Source organism: Pseudomonas sp. LjRoot277 (genome assembly GCF_964253845.1).
Taxonomy (GTDB): domain Bacteria; phylum Pseudomonadota; class Gammaproteobacteria; order Pseudomonadales; family Pseudomonadaceae; genus Aquipseudomonas.
Genome location: NZ_CAXURI020000001.1, coordinates 234,694 through 255,127 on the forward strand (window position 1 = coordinate 234,694; position 20,434 = coordinate 255,127).

Sequence of the window (20,434 nt, forward strand, 5' to 3'; positions counted from 1 at the left end):
TCTTGTCATTTAACTGTCTTGCGCCGCATTAGATAACGGAATTATTGCAGTCGTGTGACAGTATTTTAGTCGCCCGGCGATTGTCATGATCCTGAACTAAGCTCTAATTCCGAATCCTGACAACCACAAAAGGAAGGTTTCCATGAAACACATTGCTCAAACCTGGAAGGCTCTGCTGGTCACGGCTGCGCTAACGCTGCCGACACTGGCCTTCGCCGCCGAGCCGGCGATGATGAAAGACGGGATGATGGTCGATCACAAGGGCATGACGGTGTACACATACGACAAGGACTCAGGCGGTAAGTCGATGTGCAACGGCGAGTGCGCTGAATACTGGCCACCAATGATGGCGCCGGCGGGCGCCAAGCCCGAAGGCAAGTGGAGCACGATCAAGCGTGACGACGGTAAGATGCAGTGGGCCTATGACGGCAAGCCGCTTTACATGTTCATGAAGGACAAAAAACCCGGTGACATGGCAGGCGACAATATGAAGGACGTCTGGCACGTCATGCGCGAGCATAAATAAGCGATTCGCCTGTGCCGTAAACAGTTCACAGCCTGCGGTCGCTCCATCCCCCTGTTGGAGCTGGCGCAGGCTGCGATCTTTTCCAACGGTCAATGCAACGCGTAATCCAGCACAATCCCGACAAAAATCGCCAACCCGGCCCAGTGGTTGTGCAGAAACGCCTTGAAGCAACGCATCCGGTCCTTGCCGCGGGTGTACCAGAACTCCCACGCAAAACAGCCTGCCGCCGCCAACAATCCCAAGTGGAACCAGCCACCGAGCTCGAATTTCGACCCGGCCAGCAGCAGGCAACCCAACGCCAACCCTTGCAGGATCAGGATGATCATCCGGTCCGCATCACCAAACAGAATCGCCGTGGATTTCACGCCGATCTTCAAATCGTCGTCGCGGTCGGTCATGGCGTAATAGGTGTCGTAGGCCACCGTCCACATCAGATTGGCGATCCACAACAACCACGCCGCCGCCGGCAGTTCACCGGTTTCGGCGGTGAACGCCATTGGCATCCCCCAGGAGAACGCCGCGCCGAGCACCACTTGTGGGTAATAGGTGTAGCGCTTCATGAACGGGTAAGTGAAGGCCAGCGCCAAGCCACCGAACGACAGCCAAACCGTTGCCGCATTGGTGCACAACACCAGCAGGAAACTCACGCCCATCAGCAGCGCGAAGAACACCAGCGCTTCTTTGGAACTGATCTTGCCGCTCACCAATGGCCGCTGTTCGGTGCGTTTCACGTAGCCGTCGACCTTGCGGTCCGCCCAATCGTTGATCACGCAGCCGCCGGCGCGGGTCAGCACCACACCGAGGACGAAAATAACGATGTTGGCCAACGAGGGCGACCCTTTGCCGGCAATCCACAGTGCCCACAAGGTCGGCCACAGCAGCAGATAAATGCCGATCGGTTTGTCCATGCGGGTCAGCTGAATGAAATCCCAGGCCCGTGGATTCAAGTGATTCAGGGACTTGAGCAGGCTCTGATACATCAGCAATTCTCCGGATGGGCGCGAGTAGCGTTCCACAAGGTCGGCAAGAAAATTTCGGCCACCAGCACGCTCAAGGCGCCGCGGTCGAAACGCGAACGGCGGCCCCACAGCTCAGGTGCCCGGGACTCCATCGGCAGCCACTCCTGAGGATAGTGACAAACCTCAATGACGCGCCGTTGAAATGCCTGATCGCAAAACAGCAATTCGCCCAGGGAGCGGCTGCCCAATTCGTCCATGTGCAACCCGTCGCCCTGCAACGCACTGCGCGCCGCCACGCTGCGGGCAAACACCCAGGCTTCGCCGTGGCCGCGCAGATACACCTCGCGCACCCAGCCCTCGCTGCCTTCGGCCAAGTCCAGCGCGGCACATTCGTCGGCGCGCAGCGGTTGCCAGCCTTCGAAGAGTGGCGTGACGCTGAAACCGTCATTCGACAAACGGATCAGCCGTCGGGTCAAAGAGCCTTCGTCGAACAGCCAGTCGAGCGTAGACATGTCGGGGAGGGGCGTCAGTTGGCTTCGAGGGAGCCAAAGCGGGGTCGCGGCAGGGGATTTTGAGTGCGGCACAGTGAGTCATTATTGGCAGCAAATGAGGCGGCGAGCTTACCATGTCAGCCTGTGATTTTGATTGATCCGGCCGGCCATTGCGTCGAACAGGCTTGCATCTGCCGGGCCCGATCAGTACAAAACGCGCTGAGCCGGACGGCAGCGCTCCAACCATCGACCGTTCGCGCCGGCAATAAGCCTGAATCCTGAGGATGAACCCAATGAAAAAGTGGCAATGTGTGGTCTGTGGCCTGATCTATAACGAAGCCGAAGGCTGGCCGGACGACGGCATTGCGCCGGGCACACTGTGGCAAGACGTACCGGAAGACTGGCTGTGCCCGGACTGCGGCGTGGGCAAGATGGATTTCGAAATGATCGAAATCGCTGCTTAAAACAATTAGAGGAGTAAGGAATGAACGCACCTGTCGTGATCGTCGGTACCGGGCTGGCTGGCTACAACCTGGCCCGGGAGTTTCGCAAACTCGATGGCGAAACCCCGCTGCTGCTGATTACTGCCGATGACGGACGCTCCTACTCCAAGCCGATGCTCTCCACCGGCTTCGGCAAAAACAAAGACGCCGACGGCCTGAGCATGGCCGAACCCGGCGCCATGGCCGAGCAATTGAAGGCCGAAGTGCGTACGCACACGCGCATCAGCGGCATCGACCCTGGCCACAAGCGCTTGTGGATCGGTGAGGAAGCGGTGTTTTACCGTGACCTGATCCTCGCCTGGGGCGCGGAAACCGTGCGAGTGCCGATCGAAGGCGACGCGGCTGACGCAGTCTTCCCGATCAACGATCTGGAAGATTACGCACGTTTTCGCGCAGCGGCGGCCGGCAAGCGTCGGGTGTTGTTGCTGGGCGCCGGTCTGATCGGCTGCGAGTTCGCCAACGACCTGATCCTTGGTGGCTATGAGGTGCAACTGGTTGCACCGTGCGAGCAGGTCATGCCGACCCTGTTGCACCCGGCGGCGGCCGCTGCGGTCCAGGCCGGGCTGGAAAGCCTGGGCGCACGCTTCCACCTCGGGCCGGTGCTCAATCGCTTGCAGCGCGTTGCTGACGGACTGGAAGCGCACTTGTCCGATGGCCAGGTGATCCCTTGCGATGTGGTGGTGTCGGCCATCGGTCTGCGTCCGCGCATCGACCTGGCGGCGGCGGCCGGTGTGCAGGTCAATCGCGGCGTGGTGGTCGATCGTCAGCTGAAAACCTCCCACGCCAATATCTATGCCTTGGGCGACTGCGCCGAAGTCGATGGGCTGAATCTGTTGTACGTGATGCCCCTCATGAGCTGTGCGAGAGCGCTGGCCCAGACCCTCGCCGGAAACCCGACGGCGGTGAGTTATGGCCCGATGCCCATCACCGTTAAAACGCCGGTCTGCCCATTGGTGGTTTCACCGCCGCCACGGGGTTTGGAGGGCGTCTGGACGGTCGAAGGGCAGGGCGCGGACATCAAAGTAGTGTGCCGCGATGCCAGCGGCAAACTGCTGGGTTATGCCCTGACAGGCGCGGCGGTGATGGAAAAACTGGCCCTGAACAAAGAGCTTCCGGCACTGCTGGCGTAAATACCGGTCGTTCTGTCGGAATCACCCCTCTTTTGCCCTTACAAAGGTCGCGCCGAGACTGGCGCGGCTCTTCGCTGCGTGCCATCCTCACTCCCGTCTGCCGCAGAGTAGAGCATCTGCGGCGCTTTGGGCGCTGTTCCAACGAGAACAGCACGGACATAACAACAAAAAACCGTCAAAGGGGCTTCACTAATGCGTAAACCAGAACTCGCCGCTGCAATTGCTGAAAAAGCAGACCTCACCAAAGAGCAGGCCAACCGCGTTCTCAACGCCGTTCTCGAAGAAATCACCGGCGCTCTGCACCGCAAGGACAGCGTCACGCTGGTGGGCTTCGGTACCTTCCTGCAACGCCACCGCGGTGCCCGTACCGGCAAAAACCCGCAAACCGGTGAGCCCGTCAAAATCAAGGCCAGCAACACCGTTGCGTTCAAGCCAGGCAAATCGTTGAAAGACAGCGTTAATCCGTAACACGCACCGACTTCCCGCGTAGCGCGGGAGCGGGATAAAAAATGGGCACGCCAACGAGGTTGGGTGCCCATTTTTTTATGGGTGGCGGATTAAATGACGCGGCTTTGTTGCTTGGCGAAAATCGCCGCCATCTCCGGCTCATCCAGATAATCCAGTGTTCGCTCCACCAACAAATGCACGCCGTCAGCCATGCGGCTGAGCGCCAGGGCTACGGAGCGGCGTGAGCCGTCCACATCGTCGGCGAGGTTGGCGGCGATGGCGCTGATGGACAGCAAATCTTCCGAGGCATTGGCGAGCAGGGTTTCAGGGTTGATGCCCGAGCAGACGCTGAAGAGCTGGCCGTTGCGTTTTGGTGGTTTGGGGTCGGCTGGCGGGAAGTGATGGTCGAGGGCGCGCTCGGCGGCTTCGCTGAGTTTGTTTGAATCGGGGCTTTCGTAGGGAGAGACCGGATCGGTGTCGGGTGGGTTGGGTGTGACTTTGAACATTTGCTAGCTCCTGAAATGGAGCCGTTCACACGTCGCTGCTAAACGATGGGTGGCGGCTGTGCGCGGGTTAGCAGACCGGGGAGTTAGCAAACCGGCGCGCCCTAGGGCGCCCCACGCACAGCCACCATCAAGTGCAGGGATATGAATACCTGACTGAAGGAAACGCTATGCACCTCACTAACAACCACGGGCTGCTAAACCCGATCACTGATGGGCAGTGACAGGAACCAAGTTACCGACCAGCCCCAAGGCGCACAAGCCGGCGGATTCTGGCGTAGCCGTAGGCAACGGCGCAAGGTGTTGTAGCTTGCAGGAAGTAACCTTGAGGCGTTTTAAACACGCGCAATTGAGCGGTGTTTAACCATCGGAAATGTAGGCACTCCTTAAAACCCGATATGAAATTTCCGCGATACCGAAAGTTCCAATGTGGAACTTTGTTTTGTGTATGGGGTGCCATCATTATAGTGGCACTTTTCATGCGGGCTGTTGTCGCTCCAATTTGTTGAAAGATGACAGCGACTTTCGGAAGCCTCCTACATTTAATAATTTTTATTGTTGTCATGATTCAGACGCGTGGCAGCGATTCAATCGGCAGCGACCGCGGTTGATTGACGGCGACGGCTCTAAGTCGGTGCTTTCCGATCGATACGTCAGGTGAGGAAATATTAAACTGATATCAGGGAATCCCTTGCGATATATAAGGAATTCACCTACGAGCAATAGAGACGCTTCGTCTTGTTGTTTAACCAGATGCTTGCTAGTGGCCATCATCGTGAGTACGATGCGCGCACTTGAAAGAGCACGAACTCAATTGGATGAGACTCATCGCAGCTCTTTGATACTGTCTCGCGTCGTTGGAACTCCAATAGACGTATGACTGTAATCCTAATTAAAGGCCATGGATGTCCTACTCAAGCAAACTTTCCGCTCATTACCTCGAACTCGCAAAAGCCTCTGTTTCCAAAGAGAATTTCGCGGGCGAGGACGTTCGCTTTTCGAGCGAATATGAGGCGCTGGAAAGCGAGCTGGGCAAAGCCCAATCCATGCACGAAAGCGGTCAGATCGACTGGCTGAAAATCCGCGAAAACAGTGAAAACCTGCTGCGCACCCAGTCCAAGGATTTGCGGGTTGGCGCCTGGCTGACCTGGGCGCTGTACCAGCGCGAATCATTCCAGGGACTGCTGGCCGGCCTCGGTTTGCTGCACTACCTGTGCGAAAGCCACTGGGCCGAAGTCCACCCGAACAAGGCCCGCACCCGCTCCGCTGCCATCAGTTGGTTGGTACCGCGTCTTGAGCAGGTGCTGACCGAAAACGTCGCGATCAAAGAGCAGTTGCCGATGTTCCGGCGGCTGGTCGAACACCTTGAAGGTCTCGATGCCGCTTGCACCGCGCACTTGGGCGACGATGCGCCGTTGCTGCTGCCGATCTCCCGCCGCTTGAAAAACATGGTTCAGCGCGCCGCCGACAACCAGCCAGAACCCGGCGTGGTCGGGGCTGCCGTGGCCCAGGTCAAACAAGTCGCCACGCAGCTGTTCACCCCCGGCGCACCGATCGATAACGAGAAAGAAGCCCACAAGGCCCTGCGCGCCCAACAGGAAAGCGCGCGACCGTTGTGTGCCTGGTGGCTCAAGCAGAAAGCCACCGACCTGCGCGCCTTGCGCCTCAATCGCACACTGTTGTGGTTGCCCATCGATGCGGTGCCCGAGCGCAACGCCGAGCAGATCACCGTTCTGCGCGGGTTGCCAGCCGACAAGCTCAAGGCCTACCAGGACCGTTACGACCACGCCAAATACGCTGACTTGCTGGTGGAACTGGAGGCGAGCCTGGCGAAGGCGCCGTTCTGGTTCGATGGCCAGCGAATGGTCTGGGAGTGCCTCCAGGGGCTCAACGCCGAGATGTCTATGCGCGAAGTGGAAATCCACTTCGCGCTTTTGATTCAGCGCCTGCCCGGCATCATCGAATTGCGATTCCATGACGGCGCCCCGTTTGCCGATCCGGCGACCCGCGCCTGGGTCAGCGCCCACGTCATGCCGCACCTGCAAAGCGCCAGTGCGCCGCGCAAGGTCGAAGTCGCCGACAGTCAGCCGGCCTGGGAACTGGCCCTGGAAGAAGTCTTGCCGATCCTGCGCAAGGACGGCCTCAAGGCCGCCGTGCAGATCCTCAAGCAAGGCCTGCAAAGCGCCCACGGCGGACGCGTCCGATTCTTCTGGCAGTTCGCCCTCGCGCGGCTGTGCTTCATGGCCAAGAAATACGAACTGGCCAAGACCCAACTCGAAACCCTGGACCAAACATTACAGGACTCAGGCCTGAACGCCTGGGAGCCCGATCTTGCGCTGGAAGTGCTGCATTTACTGCATAGCTGCTGCGAGTTGTTACCGCAGAACCATGCCGTACGTGAACGCAAGGAAGAGATTTATCGCAGGCTGTGCCACCTCGATCTCGAAGTGGTACTCGAATAGGCCCCAGGGCCACAACCGCAAGGAGAATAGCCATGGCCAAAGAAGGCTCGGTAGCCCCCAAGGAACGCATCAACGTCACTTTCAAACCTGCCACCGGTGGTGCTCAGGAAGAGATTGAACTGCCGTTGAAACTACTGGCAATCGGTGACTACACCCACCGCAAGGACGAACGTAAAGTCGAAGATCGCAAGCCGATCAGCATCGACAAGATGACCTTCGACGAAGTGCTGGCCAAGCAAGAGCTGCAGCTGACGTTGAGCGTACCGAACCGTCTTCAGGAAGAAGGCGACACTGAAGAATTGGCCGTGAAATTGCGCGTCAACTCGATGAAGGACTTCAACCCGGCCAGCCTGGTCGAGCAAGTGCCTGAGCTGAAAAAACTGATGGAACTGCGCGACGCGCTGGTGGCCCTCAAAGGTCCGCTGGGTAACGCGCCTGCGTTCCGCAAAGCCATCGAAGGCGTGCTCGCCGACGACGAATCCCGCGGTCGCGTACTGGGTGAGCTGGGCTTGAACGCCGCAGCCCAGGACGCCTGAGTCTCCATCAGCCAAGGAAGCCAACACAATGAGCACTAGCGCAGCACAGCAAAAGAGCAACGAGAACGGCGAATACAGCATTCTCGACAGCATCATCGCCGAAACCCGCCTGACGCCGGACGACGAAGCCTACGACATCGCCAAGCGCGGTGTGTCGGCCTTCATCGAAGAGCTGCTCAAGCCGCAGAACAACGGTGAGCCAGTCAAGAAGGCCATGGTTGACCGCATGATCGCCGAGATCGATGCCAAGCTCAGCCGCCAGATGGATGAAATTCTGCACCACCCGGCCTTCCAGTCCCTGGAATCGTCGTGGCGCGGTCTGCAATTGCTGGTCGACCGCACCAACTTCCGCGAAAACATCAAGATCGAAATCCTCAACGTCTCCAAAGAGGACCTGCTGGACGATTTCGAAGATTCGCCAGAAGTGATGCAATCGGGCCTGTACAAGCACATCTACACCGCTGAATACGGTCAGTTCGGTGGTCAGCCGGTTGGCGCGATCATCGCTAACTACTTCATGTCCCCAAGCTCGCCGGACGTGAAACTGATGCAGTACGTGTCCAGCGTTGCCTGCATGTCCCACGCGCCGTTCATCGCGGCTGCCGGCCCGAAATTCTTCGGTCTGGAAAGCTTCACCGGTCTGCCGGACCTGAAGGATCTGAAAGATCACTTCGAAGGCCCGCAATTCGCCAAATGGCAGAGCTTCCGCCAGTCGGAAGACTCCCGTTACGTTGGCCTGACCGTGCCGCGTTTCCTGCTGCGTAACCCGTACGACCCGGAAGAAAACCCGGTCAAATCGTTCGTGTACAAAGAAACCGTCGCCAACAGCCACGAGCATTACCTGTGGGGCAACACTGCCTACGCGTTCGGCACCAAGTTGACCGACAGCTTCGCCAAATTCCGCTGGTGCCCGAACATCATCGGCCCGCAGAGCGGTGGCGCGGTTGAAGACCTGCCGTTGCACCACTTCGAAAGCATGGGCGAAATCGAAACCAAGATTCCTACCGAGGTTCTGGTTAGCGACCGTCGTGAATACGAACTGGCCGAGGAAGGCTTCATCTCCCTGACCATGCGCAAAGGCTCCGACAACGCGGCGTTCTTCTCCGCAAGCTCGGTGCAGAAGCCGAAGTTCTTCGGCATCAGCGCAGAAGGCAAGGCGGCAGAGCTGAACTACAAGCTCGGCACGCAACTGCCGTACATGATGATCGTCAACCGCCTGGCTCACTACTTGAAAGTGCTGCAGCGCGAGCAACTCGGTTCGTGGAAAGAACGCACCGACCTCGAGCTGGAACTGAACAAGTGGATCCGCCAGTACGTGGCCGACCAGGAAAACCCAAGCGCCGAAGTCCGTGGCCGTCGTCCACTGCGCGCTGCCCAGATCATCGTCAGCGATGTCGAAGGCGAGCCTGGCTGGTACCGCGTCAGCCTGAACGTGCGCCCGCACTTCAAGTACATGGGTGCCGATTTCACCCTGTCGCTGGTTGGCAAGCTGGACAAAGAGTAAGCGGGGCTAACTCATGACTGGATACGGCAGCCTTTTCGAACGCCTGGGTGGCGACGCGGACAAACGCGTCGGCTGGAGCCGCGAGGTCTCCGCCATGGCGTCCGTGGCTGCCCATCTGGCCAAGATGCTCAGCACCCGTGCGGGCAGCGTGCAAACGCTGTCCGATTACGGGCTACCCGATCTCAATGACATGCGTCTGAGCCTGCACGACTCCCTGAGTCAGGCCCGTCTGGCCATCGAAAATTTCATCGAAGCCTACGAGCCACGCCTGAGCAATGTGCGTGTCATTTCCCTGCCGCGTGACCACGATCAGCTTCGCCTGTCCTTCAGCATCGAAGGCTTGCTGGAAGTTGATGGTTTCAAGCGTCAGGTCAGTTTCGCCGCGCGCCTGGATGGTAGCGGTCAAGTGAAGGTCAACTAAGGAGACTCCGATGTCCGGCAAACCCGCAGCCCGCGTCACCGACCCCACCGCTTGCCCGCTCCCCGGTCACGGCACCAACCCGATTGTCGCCGGTTCCGGCGACGTCTTCTTCGACGGCCTCGCGGCCGCCCGCCAAGGCGATGCCTCGGCGTGTGGTGGTGCGATGTCGGGCGGGTTGGCGACGACGGTTTTGATCAACGGGAAACCGGCTGCGACGGTGGATTCCGTTGGAACTCATGGCAACAAGGTTACGGCCGGGTCCGGGACGGTGATTATCGGGAATTCGCATTCGGCGGCGTCGTTCTCCGGGATTGTTGCGACCGCGCTGGGTGCTGTGGTCGCGGCACTGATTCCAGAAGTCAGCGCTGATGAAAAGAAGCTCGATTACCTGCTGAAACTGAAGTCTGGCGGCAACTCGGTTCTGACGCCGCTGGAGGTCCCGGATTACGATGAAATCAAAAGCGGTGCCACGAAAAACCGTGAGCTGATCGACTTCCTCATCGACAACCGCAAGGCCGCTGCCGACACCGTGAAGCTGGAAGTGCTGGACGGCGAAAAGTTGATCTACGCCGAACCCAATACCGCAGCGTTCCTGCCGACTGGTGAGCACTCATGGCAGTGGGATGGCTACGACACCGCCGGCATTCTCGACACCCGTGTTCTGAAAAGCCCGAACCTGAAGGTGCGATTGACCGCGACTCAGGGCGGCGAACAACAGGTCACCGATCTGACGCTTGAGTGCTCGGCGCAAGAAGTGAAGTGGGTTGATGTTCGGGTTGATCGGAGTGCGAAGACGGTTGATGTCGTGTTGCGGCCGAGCTTCTCCGATGGCGGCAGCAGTGGTTCTACCCCGGGCCTGGCGCCGACGCCGTTCAACACATTACTGGGTTGGGCCAAGGAAGGGATCGAGCTCTATTGGTCGCGTAATGGCTCGCGGGCCGGTGGTATTGCCAGTGGGATCACGACCGGCAAGGGTGCTTACAAAGTTACGGTCAAAGCCGACATCAATGCCACACCGAAAGCTGGAAACTTCCCACTGATTGATTCGTTGTCCAAGGACTTCGGACGTTCTACCAGTCTGGCGATTGCCAGAAAGCTTTATCACAACATGGGCTTCGCCTATGACAGTTATGTTGTTCAACGTCGTAGCCCCTTGGAAGTCGCGAAGAACTACGCCAAAGAACAGTTCAAGGAAACGTCGGCTCATGAGTTAGGCCATTTGATTCTCAACGAATACGGTGGCGGGATAGTTCCTACTTATTCGTGGACGCACAAAGGCTCTTCAAGCCTGATGCAAAATCCAACGCCGAATCATGACGATCCGCTGACAGGTGAAGTCGATGTCATGGAGTACTTTAGCGACTACCGCGCGCCCACGGCCGATAGGCTGAGCCGCACCGTCGCCTCCGAACAAGACGTCAAAAGCCTTCTCTGGCTGGCCCGGGTCGAATTCGATGATTAAGTACATCGGCTGCGCAGCATTGCTGTTCCCGCTGACTGCCTGCACCTCGCAGCAGCTTTTCCGTGACGAAATCTATCTGCAGAACAGCTGCGCTAGTCCCCTGACGCTGAAGGTTTCGCATTTTTCGAACTGGGGACCGTCTGTTGGCGACTATGTCGCGCCGGTCGGCGCCCGACAAATCATCGGCAGCTATATCTCGTATGACAAAGACTCGGTGGTGCGCATTGCCGATGATTATGAACTGCTGATCAACACCGCTAGTGTCTCGAAGGTCATTCATGCGCAGGCATTAAGAGCGGCCCTTGAAGGCAAAACACCGGTGAGACAAGGCGATATCAGCTCCTGGACAATCAACGATGCATCGTTCTGCCCATGAAGCTGCCAAGGATGGATTCGATGTTTAAGTGGACCGGTTTTTTTGCCTTCTTCGTGTCATTGACGGCCTGCGCTGCGCAGCAGGTCTACCGCAACGATGTGTACCTGCTCAACACCTGCGGAGTACCGCTGGAGCTGTCCCTGGCCCATGACTCCAACTATGACGATCAGCCCCGCAGCTTTACGTTGAGCCCTGACGAGCGCCGGTCCATCGCCAACTACACGTCGGCGGGCAAGGACGTGTCGGGCCAGATAAGCGACCAGTACAGCCTGTCGATAAAAAGCGCCAGTGCCGTCAAAACCATTGATGGGCAAGCGCTACGCACGGCTTTGGCGCGGGTTGAGAAGGTCGAAGAAAAAGCCGTGCGCTCATGGACTGTCGATGACCGTTCTTTTTGCCCATGACGCACGCAGTTGTTGGATGTTCCGGCTCTGAAAAATTTTGCAAAAACGACAAACAGGTAACCCCCCGTGTCCTTTAACCACTACTACCAAAGCGAACTCACCGCACTTCGCCAGTTAGGTCGTCGATTCGCCGAGCGTAGCCCGGCGTTGGCGCCTTTCCTCGGCCAGGCCGGGCGGGATCCGGACGTGGAGCGGTTGCTGGAAGGCTTTGCGTTCCTGACCGGCCGCCTGCGTCAGAAGCTCGACGACGAGTTGCCGGAGCTCAGCCATTCGCTGATGCATTTGCTGTGGCCCAACTACATGCGCCCGCTGCCGGCGTTCAGCATTTTGCAGTTCGACCCGCTCAAGCGTTCCGGGCCGGCGTTGATGGTCGAGCGCGACACGCCGGTTGAGAGTGTGCCGATCGATGACGTGCGTTGCCGTTTCCGTACCTGCTACCCGACTGAAGTCTTGCCGCTGGATCTGGCCGCGCTGAATTACTCGGTGAAAGGCGACGGTTCGCTGTTGAGCCTGCGTCTGGAGATGAGCGCTGACGGTCACCTCGGTGAGCTGGAGCTGAGCCGTCTGCGTCTGCACTTCGCCGGTGAGCGCTACATCAGCCAGATGCTTTACCTGAGCCTGTTGCGCAACCTGGAAGGCATCGAGCTGATCCCGCTGGACGGCGCCGGCAAGCCCATCAACGGCGTCAACGGCACGCCGATGGCGTTCAAGATGCCCGGCGACCGCGTGCAGCCGGTGGGTTTCGCCGAAGAAGAGGCGTTGATCCCGTATCCGCTGAACACCTTCCGCGGCTACCGCTACTTGCAGGAATATTTCGCCTTCCAGGATAAATTCCTGTTTGTCGACGTCAACGGTCTGGACCTGCTCAAAGCCCTGCCGGAAGACACGCTGAAGCAAATGCGCGGCCTCGAATTGCGCTTCGACATTCGCAAGAGCGGCATCATGCGGATGCGTCCGACGCTGGACAACGTGAAGCTCTACTGCACGCCCATCGTCAACCTGTTCAAGCACGATGCACTGCCGATCCGCCTCGACGGCAAGCAAGACGAATACCTGCTGCTGCCAGCCGAATACGATCTGCAGAACTGCGGTGTGTTTTCGGTGGAAAACGTCACCGGCTGGAAGCCCGGCGGCCTTGGTTATCAGGAGTACGTGCCGTTCGAATCGTTCGAGCACGACCCGAGTTTCGACGTGCCCAACAGCCGTCCGCATTACAGCATCCGTCAGCGTTCGTCCCTGTTGCATGATGGCCTCGACACTTACCTGAGCTTTGGCATTCGCCACACCGAAGCCCACGAAACCCTGTCGATCGAGCTGATGTGCACCAACCAGAACCTGCCGCGCAAGCTCAAGCTCGGCGACATCTGCGTGGCCTGCGAAGAGACGCCGGAGTTCCTCAGTTTCCGCAACATCACACCGGCCACGCCCAGTTATGCGCCGCCGCTGAACCGTGACTTCCTCTGGAAGCTGATCAGCAACATGTCGCTTAACTATCTGTCGCTGGCGGACGTCAATGCGTTGAAGGTGATTCTTGAAACCTACGACCTGCCGCGCTACTACGACCAACACGCTGAAAAAGTCAGCAAGCGCCTGCTGGGCGGGCTCAAGTCGATCAAACACCAACACGTCGACCGCTTGCACCGCGGGTTGCCGGTACGCGGGTTGCGCACCGAGCTGACCATCGACCCGGAAGGGTATATCGGCGAGGGCGACCTGTTCGTTTTCGCTTCGGTTCTTAACGAGTTTTTCGCGCTTTACGCCAGTCTCAACTCGTACCACGAGCTGCGAGTAAAAAGCACACAGGGAGAGGTGTACCAATGGACACCACGTATGGGTCTGCAACCCCTGCTTTAAGCGGGCTGACCCGGGTAATACGCGAGTACTCGCTGTTTCAGGCCGTGCTGCTGGTGGTTGACCGGCTGCGCGAGGCGCACCCGTACCTGAGCGAAGATGATCTGTATGACCAGCTGGAATTCCAGGCCAATCCGAGCCTGGGTTTCCCCGGCAGTGACGTCGATCGCGTGGAGTTTTTCGAAGAGCACGGGCAGATGCGCGCGCGTCTGCGTTTCAACCTGATCGGCCTGGTCGGTTCCGGTTCGCCACTGCCGGCGTTCTACGGCGAGCAGGCTTTGGGCGACAGCGAAGACGGCAACCCGACCCGCAACTTCCTCGACCTGTTTCACCATCGCCTGCAACGGCTGATGCTGCCGATCTGGAAAAAATACCGCTACCGCGCAAGCTTCCAGAGCGGTGCCCTCGACCCGTTTTCTTCGCAGCTGTTTGCATTGATCGGCCTCGGTGGCGAAGAGATCCGCAAGGCCAAGGAACTCAACTGGAAACGCCTGCTGCCGTACCTCGGTTTGCTCAGCCTGCGGGCGCACTCGGCGGCGCTGATCGAAGCGGTGCTGCGTTACTACTTCAAACACGCCGAACTGACCATCGAGCAATGCATCGAGCGCCGCGTCGAAATCCTCGACGAGCAGCGCAATCGCTTGGGCCGCGCCAACAGCCTGCTCGGCGAAGACCTGGTGCTGGGCGAACACGTGCGCGACCGCAGCGGCAAATTCCGTATCCACATCCGCGAACTCGACTGGCAACGTTTCCACGAATTCCTGCCGATCGGTTTCGGCTACCAGCCGCTCTGCGCGCTGGTGCGGTTCACCCTGCGTGACCCGCTCGATTACGACATTCGCCTGGTGCTGCGACAGGAAGAAATCCGCGAACTGCGCATCGGTGAGCAGAACGCCTGTCGCCTGGGATGGACCAGTTGGCTCGGCCGCGAAAAAGCGGACGGCGTGGTGACCCTGGGCAGCAAAATTCATTAAGGACAGATGACCAATGATCAACGTAGACCTGCAACAACTTATCCAGGCGCTGGATGCCGAAACCCGTCGTGACCTGGAAAGTTCGGCCGAACGCTGCGTCGCCCGTGGCGGCAGCAAGATCCTCGTCGAAGACTTGCTGCTGGGCTTGCTGGAGCGCCCGCAAGGCTTGCTCGCACGCGCGCTGCAAGACGCCGAAGTGGATGCCGGTGAGCTGAGCGCCGCGTTGCAATCGCGGGTCGAGCACAGCGCTTCGCGCAACCCGGTGTTCGCTCCGGAACTGGTGCAGTGGCTGCAAGATGCGTTGCTGGTGGCCAACCTTGAACTGGGCCAGAGCCAGGTCGAGCAAGCCGCGTTGATCCTCGCGCTGTTGCGCAACCCGATGCGCTACGCCGGTAGCCGCTACCAGTCGTTGCTGGCCAAACTGAACATCGAGCGCCTGAAAGAATTCGCCCTGTCGCAGAAAGAACAACCGGCGACGGGCAAACCTGCCGTGCCGGGCGAATCGCTGCTGCAGCGCTTCACCCACAACCTGACCCAACAGGCCCGCGACGGCAAACTCGATCCGGTGCTGTGCCGCGACGGCGCGATCCGTCAGATGGTCGACATCCTCGCCCGTCGCCGCAAAAACAACCCAATTGTGGTCGGTGAAGCCGGCGTCGGTAAAACCGCCATTGTAGAAGGCCTGGCCTCGCGCATCGCGGCCGGTGAAGTGCCGCAAGTCTTGAAAGGCGTTGAGTTGCTGTCGCTGGACATGGGCCTGTTGCAGGCGGGCGCCAGCGTCAAAGGTGAGTTTGAACGCCGCCTCAAAGGCGTGATCGACGAAGTCAAAGCCTCGCCGAAACCGATCATCCTGTTCATCGACGAAGCTCACACACTGATTGGCGCGGGCGGCAATGCCGGCGGTTCCGACGCGGCCAACCTGCTCAAGCCAGCCCTGGCCCGTGGCGAGTTGCGCACCATCGCCGCCACCACGTGGGCGGAGTACAAGAAGTACTTCGAAAAAGACCCGGCCCTGGCCCGTCGTTTCCAACCGGTGCAACTGCACGAACCGACCGTCAGCGAAGCGGTGACCATCCTGCGTGGCCTGGCTCAGGTTTACGAGAAGAGCCACGGCATCTACCTGCGCGATGACGCAGTGGTTGCGGCGGCCGAGTTGTCTGCTCGCTATCTCGCAGGTCGCCAGCTGCCGGACAAAGCCGTCGACGTCCTCGACACCGCGTGCGCACGCGTACGCATCAGCCTCGCCGCTGCCCCGGAAAGCCTCGAACGCTTGCGTGGCGAACTGGCTGAAGGTGGCCGTCAGCGTCAGGCGCTGCGCCGTGATGCCGAGGCCGGTCTGCTGATCGATCGCGAAGCGCTGGACGCTTTGGAAGGTCGTCTGGCCGAAGCCGAAGATGAAATGGTCGCCCTCGAAGCGCTGTGGACCGAACAGAAAGAACTGGCCGAGCGCCTGCTGGACCTGCGTCAGCAACTGGCCAAGGCCCGCGAAGCTGCCGCCGTCGATCCTACTGTCACGGTTGAAGAAGATGCCGAGGGCACCGTGATCGAAACGCTGCCGGTGGACGAAGCGCAAAGCGTCGAAACGCTGGAAAGCGCACTCAACGAAACTCACAAAGCGCTGACCGAGCTTCAGGTCAAAGAGCGTCTGGTGAGCTTCGAAGTCTGCCCGCGTCTGGTGGCCGAAGTGATCAGCGCCTGGACCGGCGTGCCATTGGCGCAACTGGCCCGCGAGCACAACGCCAAGGTCGCGAGCTTCGCCACCGACTTGCGCACGCGCATTCGCGGTCAGGAACAAGCCGTTCACGCACTGGACCGCTCGATGCGCGCCACCGCTGCCGGCCTGAACAAACCTGATGCACCGGTCGGCGTGTTCCTGCTGGTCGGCCCGAGCGGCGTCGGCAAGACCGAAACCGCGCTGGCCCTGGCGGACTTGCTGTACGGCGGCGATCGTTTCATCACCACCATCAACATGTCCGAGTTCCAGGAGAAACACACCGTCTCGCGCCTGATCGGTGCGCCGCCGGGCTACGTCGGTTATGGCGAGGGCGGCATGCTCACCGAAGCCGTGCGGCAGAAACCGTACTCGGTGGTGCTGCTCGATGAAGTCGAGAAAGCTGACCCGGACGTGCTGAACCTGTTCTACCAAATCTTCGACAAAGGCGTGGCCAACGACGGCGAAGGGCGTGAGATCGACTTCCGCAACACGCTGATCCTGATGACTTCGAACCTGGGCAGCGACCGCATCGCCGAGCTCTGTGAAAACGGCGCGCGGCCGTCGGCCGAAGTCCTTGAAGAAACCATCCGCCCGGTGCTGAGCAAACACTTCAAACCGGCGCTGCTGGCGCGCATGCGCGTCGTGCCTTACTACCCGGTCGGTGGCCCGGTGCTGCGCGAGCTGATCGAAATCAAACTCGGCCGTCTGGGCGAGCGCCTGAACCGTCGTCAGCTGGATTTCACTTACTCGCAAGACCTCGTCGATCACCTGGCCGAACGCTGCACCCAAAGCGACAGTGGCGCGCGCCTGATCGACCATTTGCTCGACCTGCACGTGCTGCCGCTGGTGGCCGACCGCTTGCTCGATGCGATGGCCACGGGTGAAAGCCTCAAGCGTGTCCACGCGACGCTCGACGGCAACGCCAGCGTGACGTGCGAGTTCGCCTGAGGTGGGTGTGATGTTCACTCAAGTGCCGCAGCCGCTGGTCTATGCCGAAGCCTTGCTGGCGCAATTCGCCAGCCTGTCGCGCGCGGCGGACGGTGCTGCGCTGCTGGGTGACTTCGTGCGCGGCTTGGCCGAACTCAGCGGTTGCGAGTTGACTCAGCTGTACCTGCTGGACGCGACTCACACGTGCCTGGGGATGAACGCCGAATGCCTCAACGGCATCCTGCAACCTCGGGAAGCGGCGAGCCTGCCGGCGGATTACAACGGTGAACAACTGCTGCAATTCGCCCTGTGCCAGAACCGCGTGGTGTGCCTCAGCGAGTTGAGCGGCAGCCTGCACGAAACCAGTTTCCTGCCGCCTCAGGCCACGCCTTGGCAGTCGCTGCTGTGCGTGCCGCTGGTCAATCAGCAGAAAGCTGTCGAAGGCTTATTGCTGTGCGCCAGTCGCCGGCACATCGACTTGCAAGGCTTTGCCGATTCCCTTGGGCAACTCGGTTCGTTCGTGCTTGGCCAACTGCATTTGCTGCAACGTTTGCGTCAGCCGACCGGTGATGCACGACCGGCGAAGGTCAGCGTCCCGAGCGCCAGCGGTTACGGTTTGATCGGCAAGAGTTCGGCCATGCGCCAGACCTATTCGCTGATCAGCAAAGTCCTGCACAGCCCGTATACCGTGCTGCTGCGTGGCGAAACCGGCACCGGCAAGGAAGTGGTCGCGCGCGCGATTCACGATTGTGGCCCGCGCCGTTCCCAGGCGTTCATCGTGCAGAACTGCGCGGCGTTCCCCGAGAACCTGCTGGAAAGCGAATTGTTCGGCTACCGCAAAGGTGCGTTCACCGGTGCCGATCGCGACCGTGCCGGGCTGTTCGACGCGGCCAACGGCGGCACCTTGCTGCTCGATGAAATCGGCGACATGCCGTTGTCCCTGCAAGCCAAGCTGTTGCGGGTTCTGCAGGAAGGCGAGATCCGCCCGCTGGGCTCCAACGACACCCACAAGATCGATGTGCGCATCATCGCCGCGACTCACCGGGATTTGTCGGTGCTGGTCAGCGAAGGCAAATTCCGCGAGGACTTGTACTACCGCCTCGCGCAATTTCCGATCGAGTTGCCGGCCCTGCGTCAGCGCGAAGGCGACATCCTCGACCTGGCCCGGCACTTCGCCGACAAGGCGTGCTCGTTCTTGCAACGGGACGCCGTGAGTTGGTCCGATGCTGCGCTGGATCACCTGTCCGGTTATGCCTTCCCCGGCAACGTGCGTGAACTCAAAGGCCTGGTCGAGCGCGCGGTGCTGCTGTGCGAGGGCGGTGAGTTACTGGCCGAACATTTCTCTCTGCGCATGGAAGCCATGCCGGAAGACAGCAGCGGCCTGAACTTGCGCGAACGCCTGGAGCAGGTCGAACGCAGCCTGTTGCTCGATTGCCTGCGCAAAAACGACGGCAACCAGACCCTCGCCGCCCGCGAACTCGGGCTGCCACGCCGCACGCTGCTGTATCGCCTCGGGCGCCTGAATATCAATTTGGGTGATTTCGATGGTTGATCTCGATTTCTGCAACTTGGTTGGAATGCCACCTGTGGCCAGCGCATTCCCTGTGGTGAGGAAGTTTCCTGCAGTGAGCGAGCTTCCTGTGGCGAGGGGACTTGTCCCCGTTCGGCTGCGCAGCAGTCGCAGTCCGGTAAATGCGGTTTACCTGAATAAACGGGGGTGGCCGGTTTTGGGGCCGCTTCGCGACCCAACGGGGACAAGTCCCCTCGCCACAAAGGCAGTGCTCAATGTCCCGGACTAGAGCTCTCGGCTTCACCTCATCCGCTTCTAACAGCGCCGCCCAAACGGGTCGGCGCTTTGTACTTTGTCTACCCCTGGAGACCCTCTGATGTCTGTTCGTCACTGGCAAGCCGTCCTGTTGACCCTCGTCGTTCTATGCGGCCTCGGCGGCTGTAGCGGCAATTACAAATACAACGACAACACCTATCGCCCATTGGGTGATCCGCAGGCGGTCAATCGCGGCAAGTGACCGCAAGGAGTATCACCATGGAACTGGTTTTCGAAATGCTCAACACCAAGCAGTTCGTGCCCACGGATTTGTGCCAGAAGACCTTCAAACAGGCCGGTGGCGTGATCGGTCGGGGTGAGGATTGCGACTGGATCATCCCGGACCGCAAGCGTCACCTGTCCAATCACCACGCGGTGATCAGCTACCGCGAAGGCACGTTTTTCCTGACCGATACCAGCAGCAACGGTATCCAGGACAGCGAAAGCGGCGCGCGCCTGCGCAAGGGCGAAGCGATGCGTATCGAGCACGGCAGTGTCTACGTGCTGGGTGACTTCGAGATCCGTGCGCGGCTGGTGCGCGACCCGGCGACCTTCGACGTTGAAGTCGGCCGTCCGCAAGCAGCAGGCAGCATCATTCCGGACGATGCGTTTCTCGATCTCGACCCGCTCAACGCCCTCGATCAGCAAGAGCGCGTGTATTCGGAAATCGACGAACTGATCTCCCCGAGTACGACTATCGAGGACACCCGTCAGCGCGCCGACTATGCGCGCATCGACATGGAAAGCCTGATGGTGCCGGAGCTGATCAACGCCCCGGCAGAGCCAGCGCCCGCGCCACCGCCCAAAGCGGTCGAGCGTCAGAGTGAAGGTTTCTGGGAACACTTCGGTGCGGCGCTGGGCGTGGACCTCAAAGGCCTCGACCACGACGCCCGCGAAGCCCTGGCGCTGAACGCTGCACGCCTGCTCAAGCAAAGCGTCGGCGGTTTGCAGCAGAGCCTGCGCACCCGCAGCGAACTGAAAAACGAACTGCGTCTGGCCCAGACCACCGTGCAAGGCACCCAAAAGAACCCGCTGAAATTTGCCGTCGATGCCGGCGAAGCGTTGGGCATTTTGTTGCAGCCGAACAAGCCGGGCCAGTTGCCGGCCGAGCAGGCGATCTCCCGTGCGTTCCGCGATTTGCAGGCGCATCAGGTGGCCTTGCTGACGGCCAGCCGCGCCGCCGTACGCGGCACGCTGGAACACTTTTCGCCACAGCAGTTGACCCTGCGTTTCGAGCGCGACAACAAGCCTTTGCTCGCCACGTCCGGCAGTCGCTGGAGAGCCTACGGTCGTTATCACCAGGCCCTGCGTCAGGACGATGACTGGAGCGAGCGCCTGCTGGCTCGCGACTTCGCTCAGGCCTACGAAGAACAGATCCGCCTGATTTCCACCCTTCACACCGACCACCAAGGATGATGC

At 60.0% G+C, this 20,434-nt stretch carries 19 protein-coding genes and 1 pseudogene; 17 read left to right on the forward strand and 3 right to left on the reverse strand.

Going from position 1 to position 20,434, the window contains the following annotated elements:
* The first annotated feature begins 142 nt into the window (after window positions 1–142).
* Window positions 143–526, forward strand: coding sequence for a COG4315 family predicted lipoprotein (locus ACSQ87_RS01105; protein WP_150657718.1), 384 nt, complete (start codon window positions 143–145; stop codon window positions 524–526).
* An 89-nt stretch (window positions 527–615) separates the two neighbouring features.
* Here the strand turns inward: ACSQ87_RS01105 and ubiA are convergent, their stop codons facing one another.
* Window positions 616–1,506: a 4-hydroxybenzoate octaprenyltransferase gene (gene ubiA, locus ACSQ87_RS01110; protein ID WP_436273199.1), complete on the reverse strand. Its 891-nt coding sequence runs from the start codon at window positions 1,504–1,506 to the stop codon at window positions 616–618.
* Window positions 1,506–2,069: a chorismate--pyruvate lyase family protein gene (locus ACSQ87_RS01115; protein WP_223429599.1), complete on the reverse strand. Its 564-nt coding sequence runs from the start codon at window positions 2,067–2,069 to the stop codon at window positions 1,506–1,508. Before ACSQ87_RS01115 ends, ubiA begins: the two co-directional genes overlap by 1 nt.
* Window positions 2,070–2,269: 200 nt before the next feature.
* Here ACSQ87_RS01115 and ACSQ87_RS01120 point away from each other — a divergent pair, with 200 nt between their 5' ends.
* The 3 genes from ACSQ87_RS01120 (at window position 2,270) to ACSQ87_RS01130 (ending at window position 4,077) form a co-directional block, all read left to right on the forward strand.
* Window positions 2,270–2,440 (forward strand): rubredoxin, encoded by a 171-nt coding sequence (locus ACSQ87_RS01120; RefSeq protein WP_046045006.1) that lies wholly within the window; start codon window positions 2,270–2,272, stop codon window positions 2,438–2,440.
* A gap of 20 nt (window positions 2,441–2,460) precedes the next feature.
* Window positions 2,461–3,609 carry an NAD(P)/FAD-dependent oxidoreductase gene (locus ACSQ87_RS01125; protein ID WP_436273200.1) on the forward strand — a complete coding sequence of 383 codons (1,149 nt, stop codon included), beginning with the start codon at window positions 2,461–2,463 and terminating at the stop codon, window positions 3,607–3,609.
* Window positions 3,610–3,801: 192 nt separating this feature from the next.
* The gene (locus ACSQ87_RS01130) at window positions 3,802–4,077 is read left to right on the forward strand and encodes an HU family DNA-binding protein (protein ID WP_003213368.1); all 276 of its coding nucleotides are present in this window, start codon (window positions 3,802–3,804) and stop codon (window positions 4,075–4,077) included.
* Window positions 4,078–4,166: 89 nt separating this feature from the next.
* Here the strand turns inward: ACSQ87_RS01130 and ACSQ87_RS01135 are convergent, their stop codons facing one another.
* The gene (locus tag ACSQ87_RS01135) at window positions 4,167–4,562 is read right to left on the reverse strand and encodes a DUF6124 family protein (protein ID WP_436273201.1); all 396 of its coding nucleotides are present in this window, start codon (window positions 4,560–4,562) and stop codon (window positions 4,167–4,169) included.
* A gap of 902 nt (window positions 4,563–5,464) precedes the next feature.
* Here ACSQ87_RS01135 and tssA point away from each other — a divergent pair.
* The 13 genes and pseudogenes from tssA (at window position 5,465) to tagH (ending at window position 20,431) form a co-directional block, all read left to right on the forward strand.
* Window positions 5,465–7,021 (forward strand): type VI secretion system protein TssA, encoded by a 1,557-nt coding sequence (gene tssA, locus ACSQ87_RS01140; RefSeq protein ID WP_436273202.1) that lies wholly within the window; start codon window positions 5,465–5,467, stop codon window positions 7,019–7,021.
* 32 nt (window positions 7,022–7,053) lie between these two features.
* A complete protein-coding gene (gene tssB / locus ACSQ87_RS01145) occupies window positions 7,054–7,557 on the forward strand; it encodes a type VI secretion system contractile sheath small subunit (protein ID WP_046045012.1) in 504 nt (167 codons plus the stop codon).
* A gap of 28 nt (window positions 7,558–7,585) precedes the next feature.
* Window positions 7,586–9,061: a type VI secretion system contractile sheath large subunit gene (gene tssC, locus ACSQ87_RS01150; protein ID WP_223429595.1), complete on the forward strand. Its 1,476-nt coding sequence runs from the start codon at window positions 7,586–7,588 to the stop codon at window positions 9,059–9,061.
* Between the two features lie 13 nt (window positions 9,062–9,074).
* The gene (tssE, locus tag ACSQ87_RS01155; RefSeq protein WP_008150080.1) at window positions 9,075–9,482 is read left to right on the forward strand and encodes a type VI secretion system baseplate subunit TssE; all 408 of its coding nucleotides are present in this window, start codon (window positions 9,075–9,077) and stop codon (window positions 9,480–9,482) included.
* A gap of 10 nt (window positions 9,483–9,492) precedes the next feature.
* Window positions 9,493–9,786 (forward strand): annotated as a pseudogene (locus tag ACSQ87_RS01160) (PAAR domain-containing protein); the annotation flags it as partial.
* A 1,150-nt stretch (window positions 9,787–10,936) separates the two neighbouring features.
* A complete protein-coding gene (locus ACSQ87_RS01165) occupies window positions 10,937–11,320 on the forward strand; it encodes a hypothetical protein (RefSeq protein ID WP_223429593.1) in 384 nt (127 codons plus the stop codon).
* Between the two features lie 20 nt (window positions 11,321–11,340).
* Window positions 11,341–11,724: a hypothetical protein gene (locus ACSQ87_RS01170; protein WP_223429592.1), complete on the forward strand. Its 384-nt coding sequence runs from the start codon at window positions 11,341–11,343 to the stop codon at window positions 11,722–11,724.
* Between the two features lie 66 nt (window positions 11,725–11,790).
* On the forward strand, window positions 11,791–13,578 hold the full coding sequence (tssF, locus tag ACSQ87_RS01175) for a type VI secretion system baseplate subunit TssF (RefSeq protein WP_223429591.1): 1,788 nt from the start codon (window positions 11,791–11,793) through the stop codon (window positions 13,576–13,578).
* Window positions 13,542–14,549: a type VI secretion system baseplate subunit TssG gene (gene tssG, locus ACSQ87_RS01180; protein ID WP_223429590.1), complete on the forward strand. Its 1,008-nt coding sequence runs from the start codon at window positions 13,542–13,544 to the stop codon at window positions 14,547–14,549. Before tssF ends, tssG begins: the two co-directional genes overlap by 37 nt.
* A 13-nt stretch (window positions 14,550–14,562) precedes the next feature.
* Window positions 14,563–17,211, forward strand: a complete 2,649-nt coding sequence (gene tssH / locus ACSQ87_RS01185) for a type VI secretion system ATPase TssH (protein ID WP_436273203.1) — start codon at window positions 14,563–14,565, stop codon at window positions 17,209–17,211.
* 10 nt (window positions 17,212–17,221) lie between these two features.
* Window positions 17,222–18,742 carry a sigma-54 interaction domain-containing protein gene (locus ACSQ87_RS01190; protein ID WP_436273204.1) on the forward strand — a complete coding sequence of 507 codons (1,521 nt, stop codon included), beginning with the start codon at window positions 17,222–17,224 and terminating at the stop codon, window positions 18,740–18,742.
* A 334-nt stretch (window positions 18,743–19,076) separates the two neighbouring features.
* Window positions 19,077–19,217 carry a hypothetical protein gene (locus ACSQ87_RS01195; protein ID WP_008150087.1) on the forward strand — a complete coding sequence of 47 codons (141 nt, stop codon included), beginning with the start codon at window positions 19,077–19,079 and terminating at the stop codon, window positions 19,215–19,217.
* 17 nt (window positions 19,218–19,234) lie between these two features.
* A complete protein-coding gene (gene tagH, locus ACSQ87_RS01200) occupies window positions 19,235–20,431 on the forward strand; it encodes a type VI secretion system-associated FHA domain protein TagH (protein ID WP_046045021.1) in 1,197 nt (398 codons plus the stop codon).
* The last annotated feature ends 3 nt before the right edge of the window (window positions 20,432–20,434 follow it).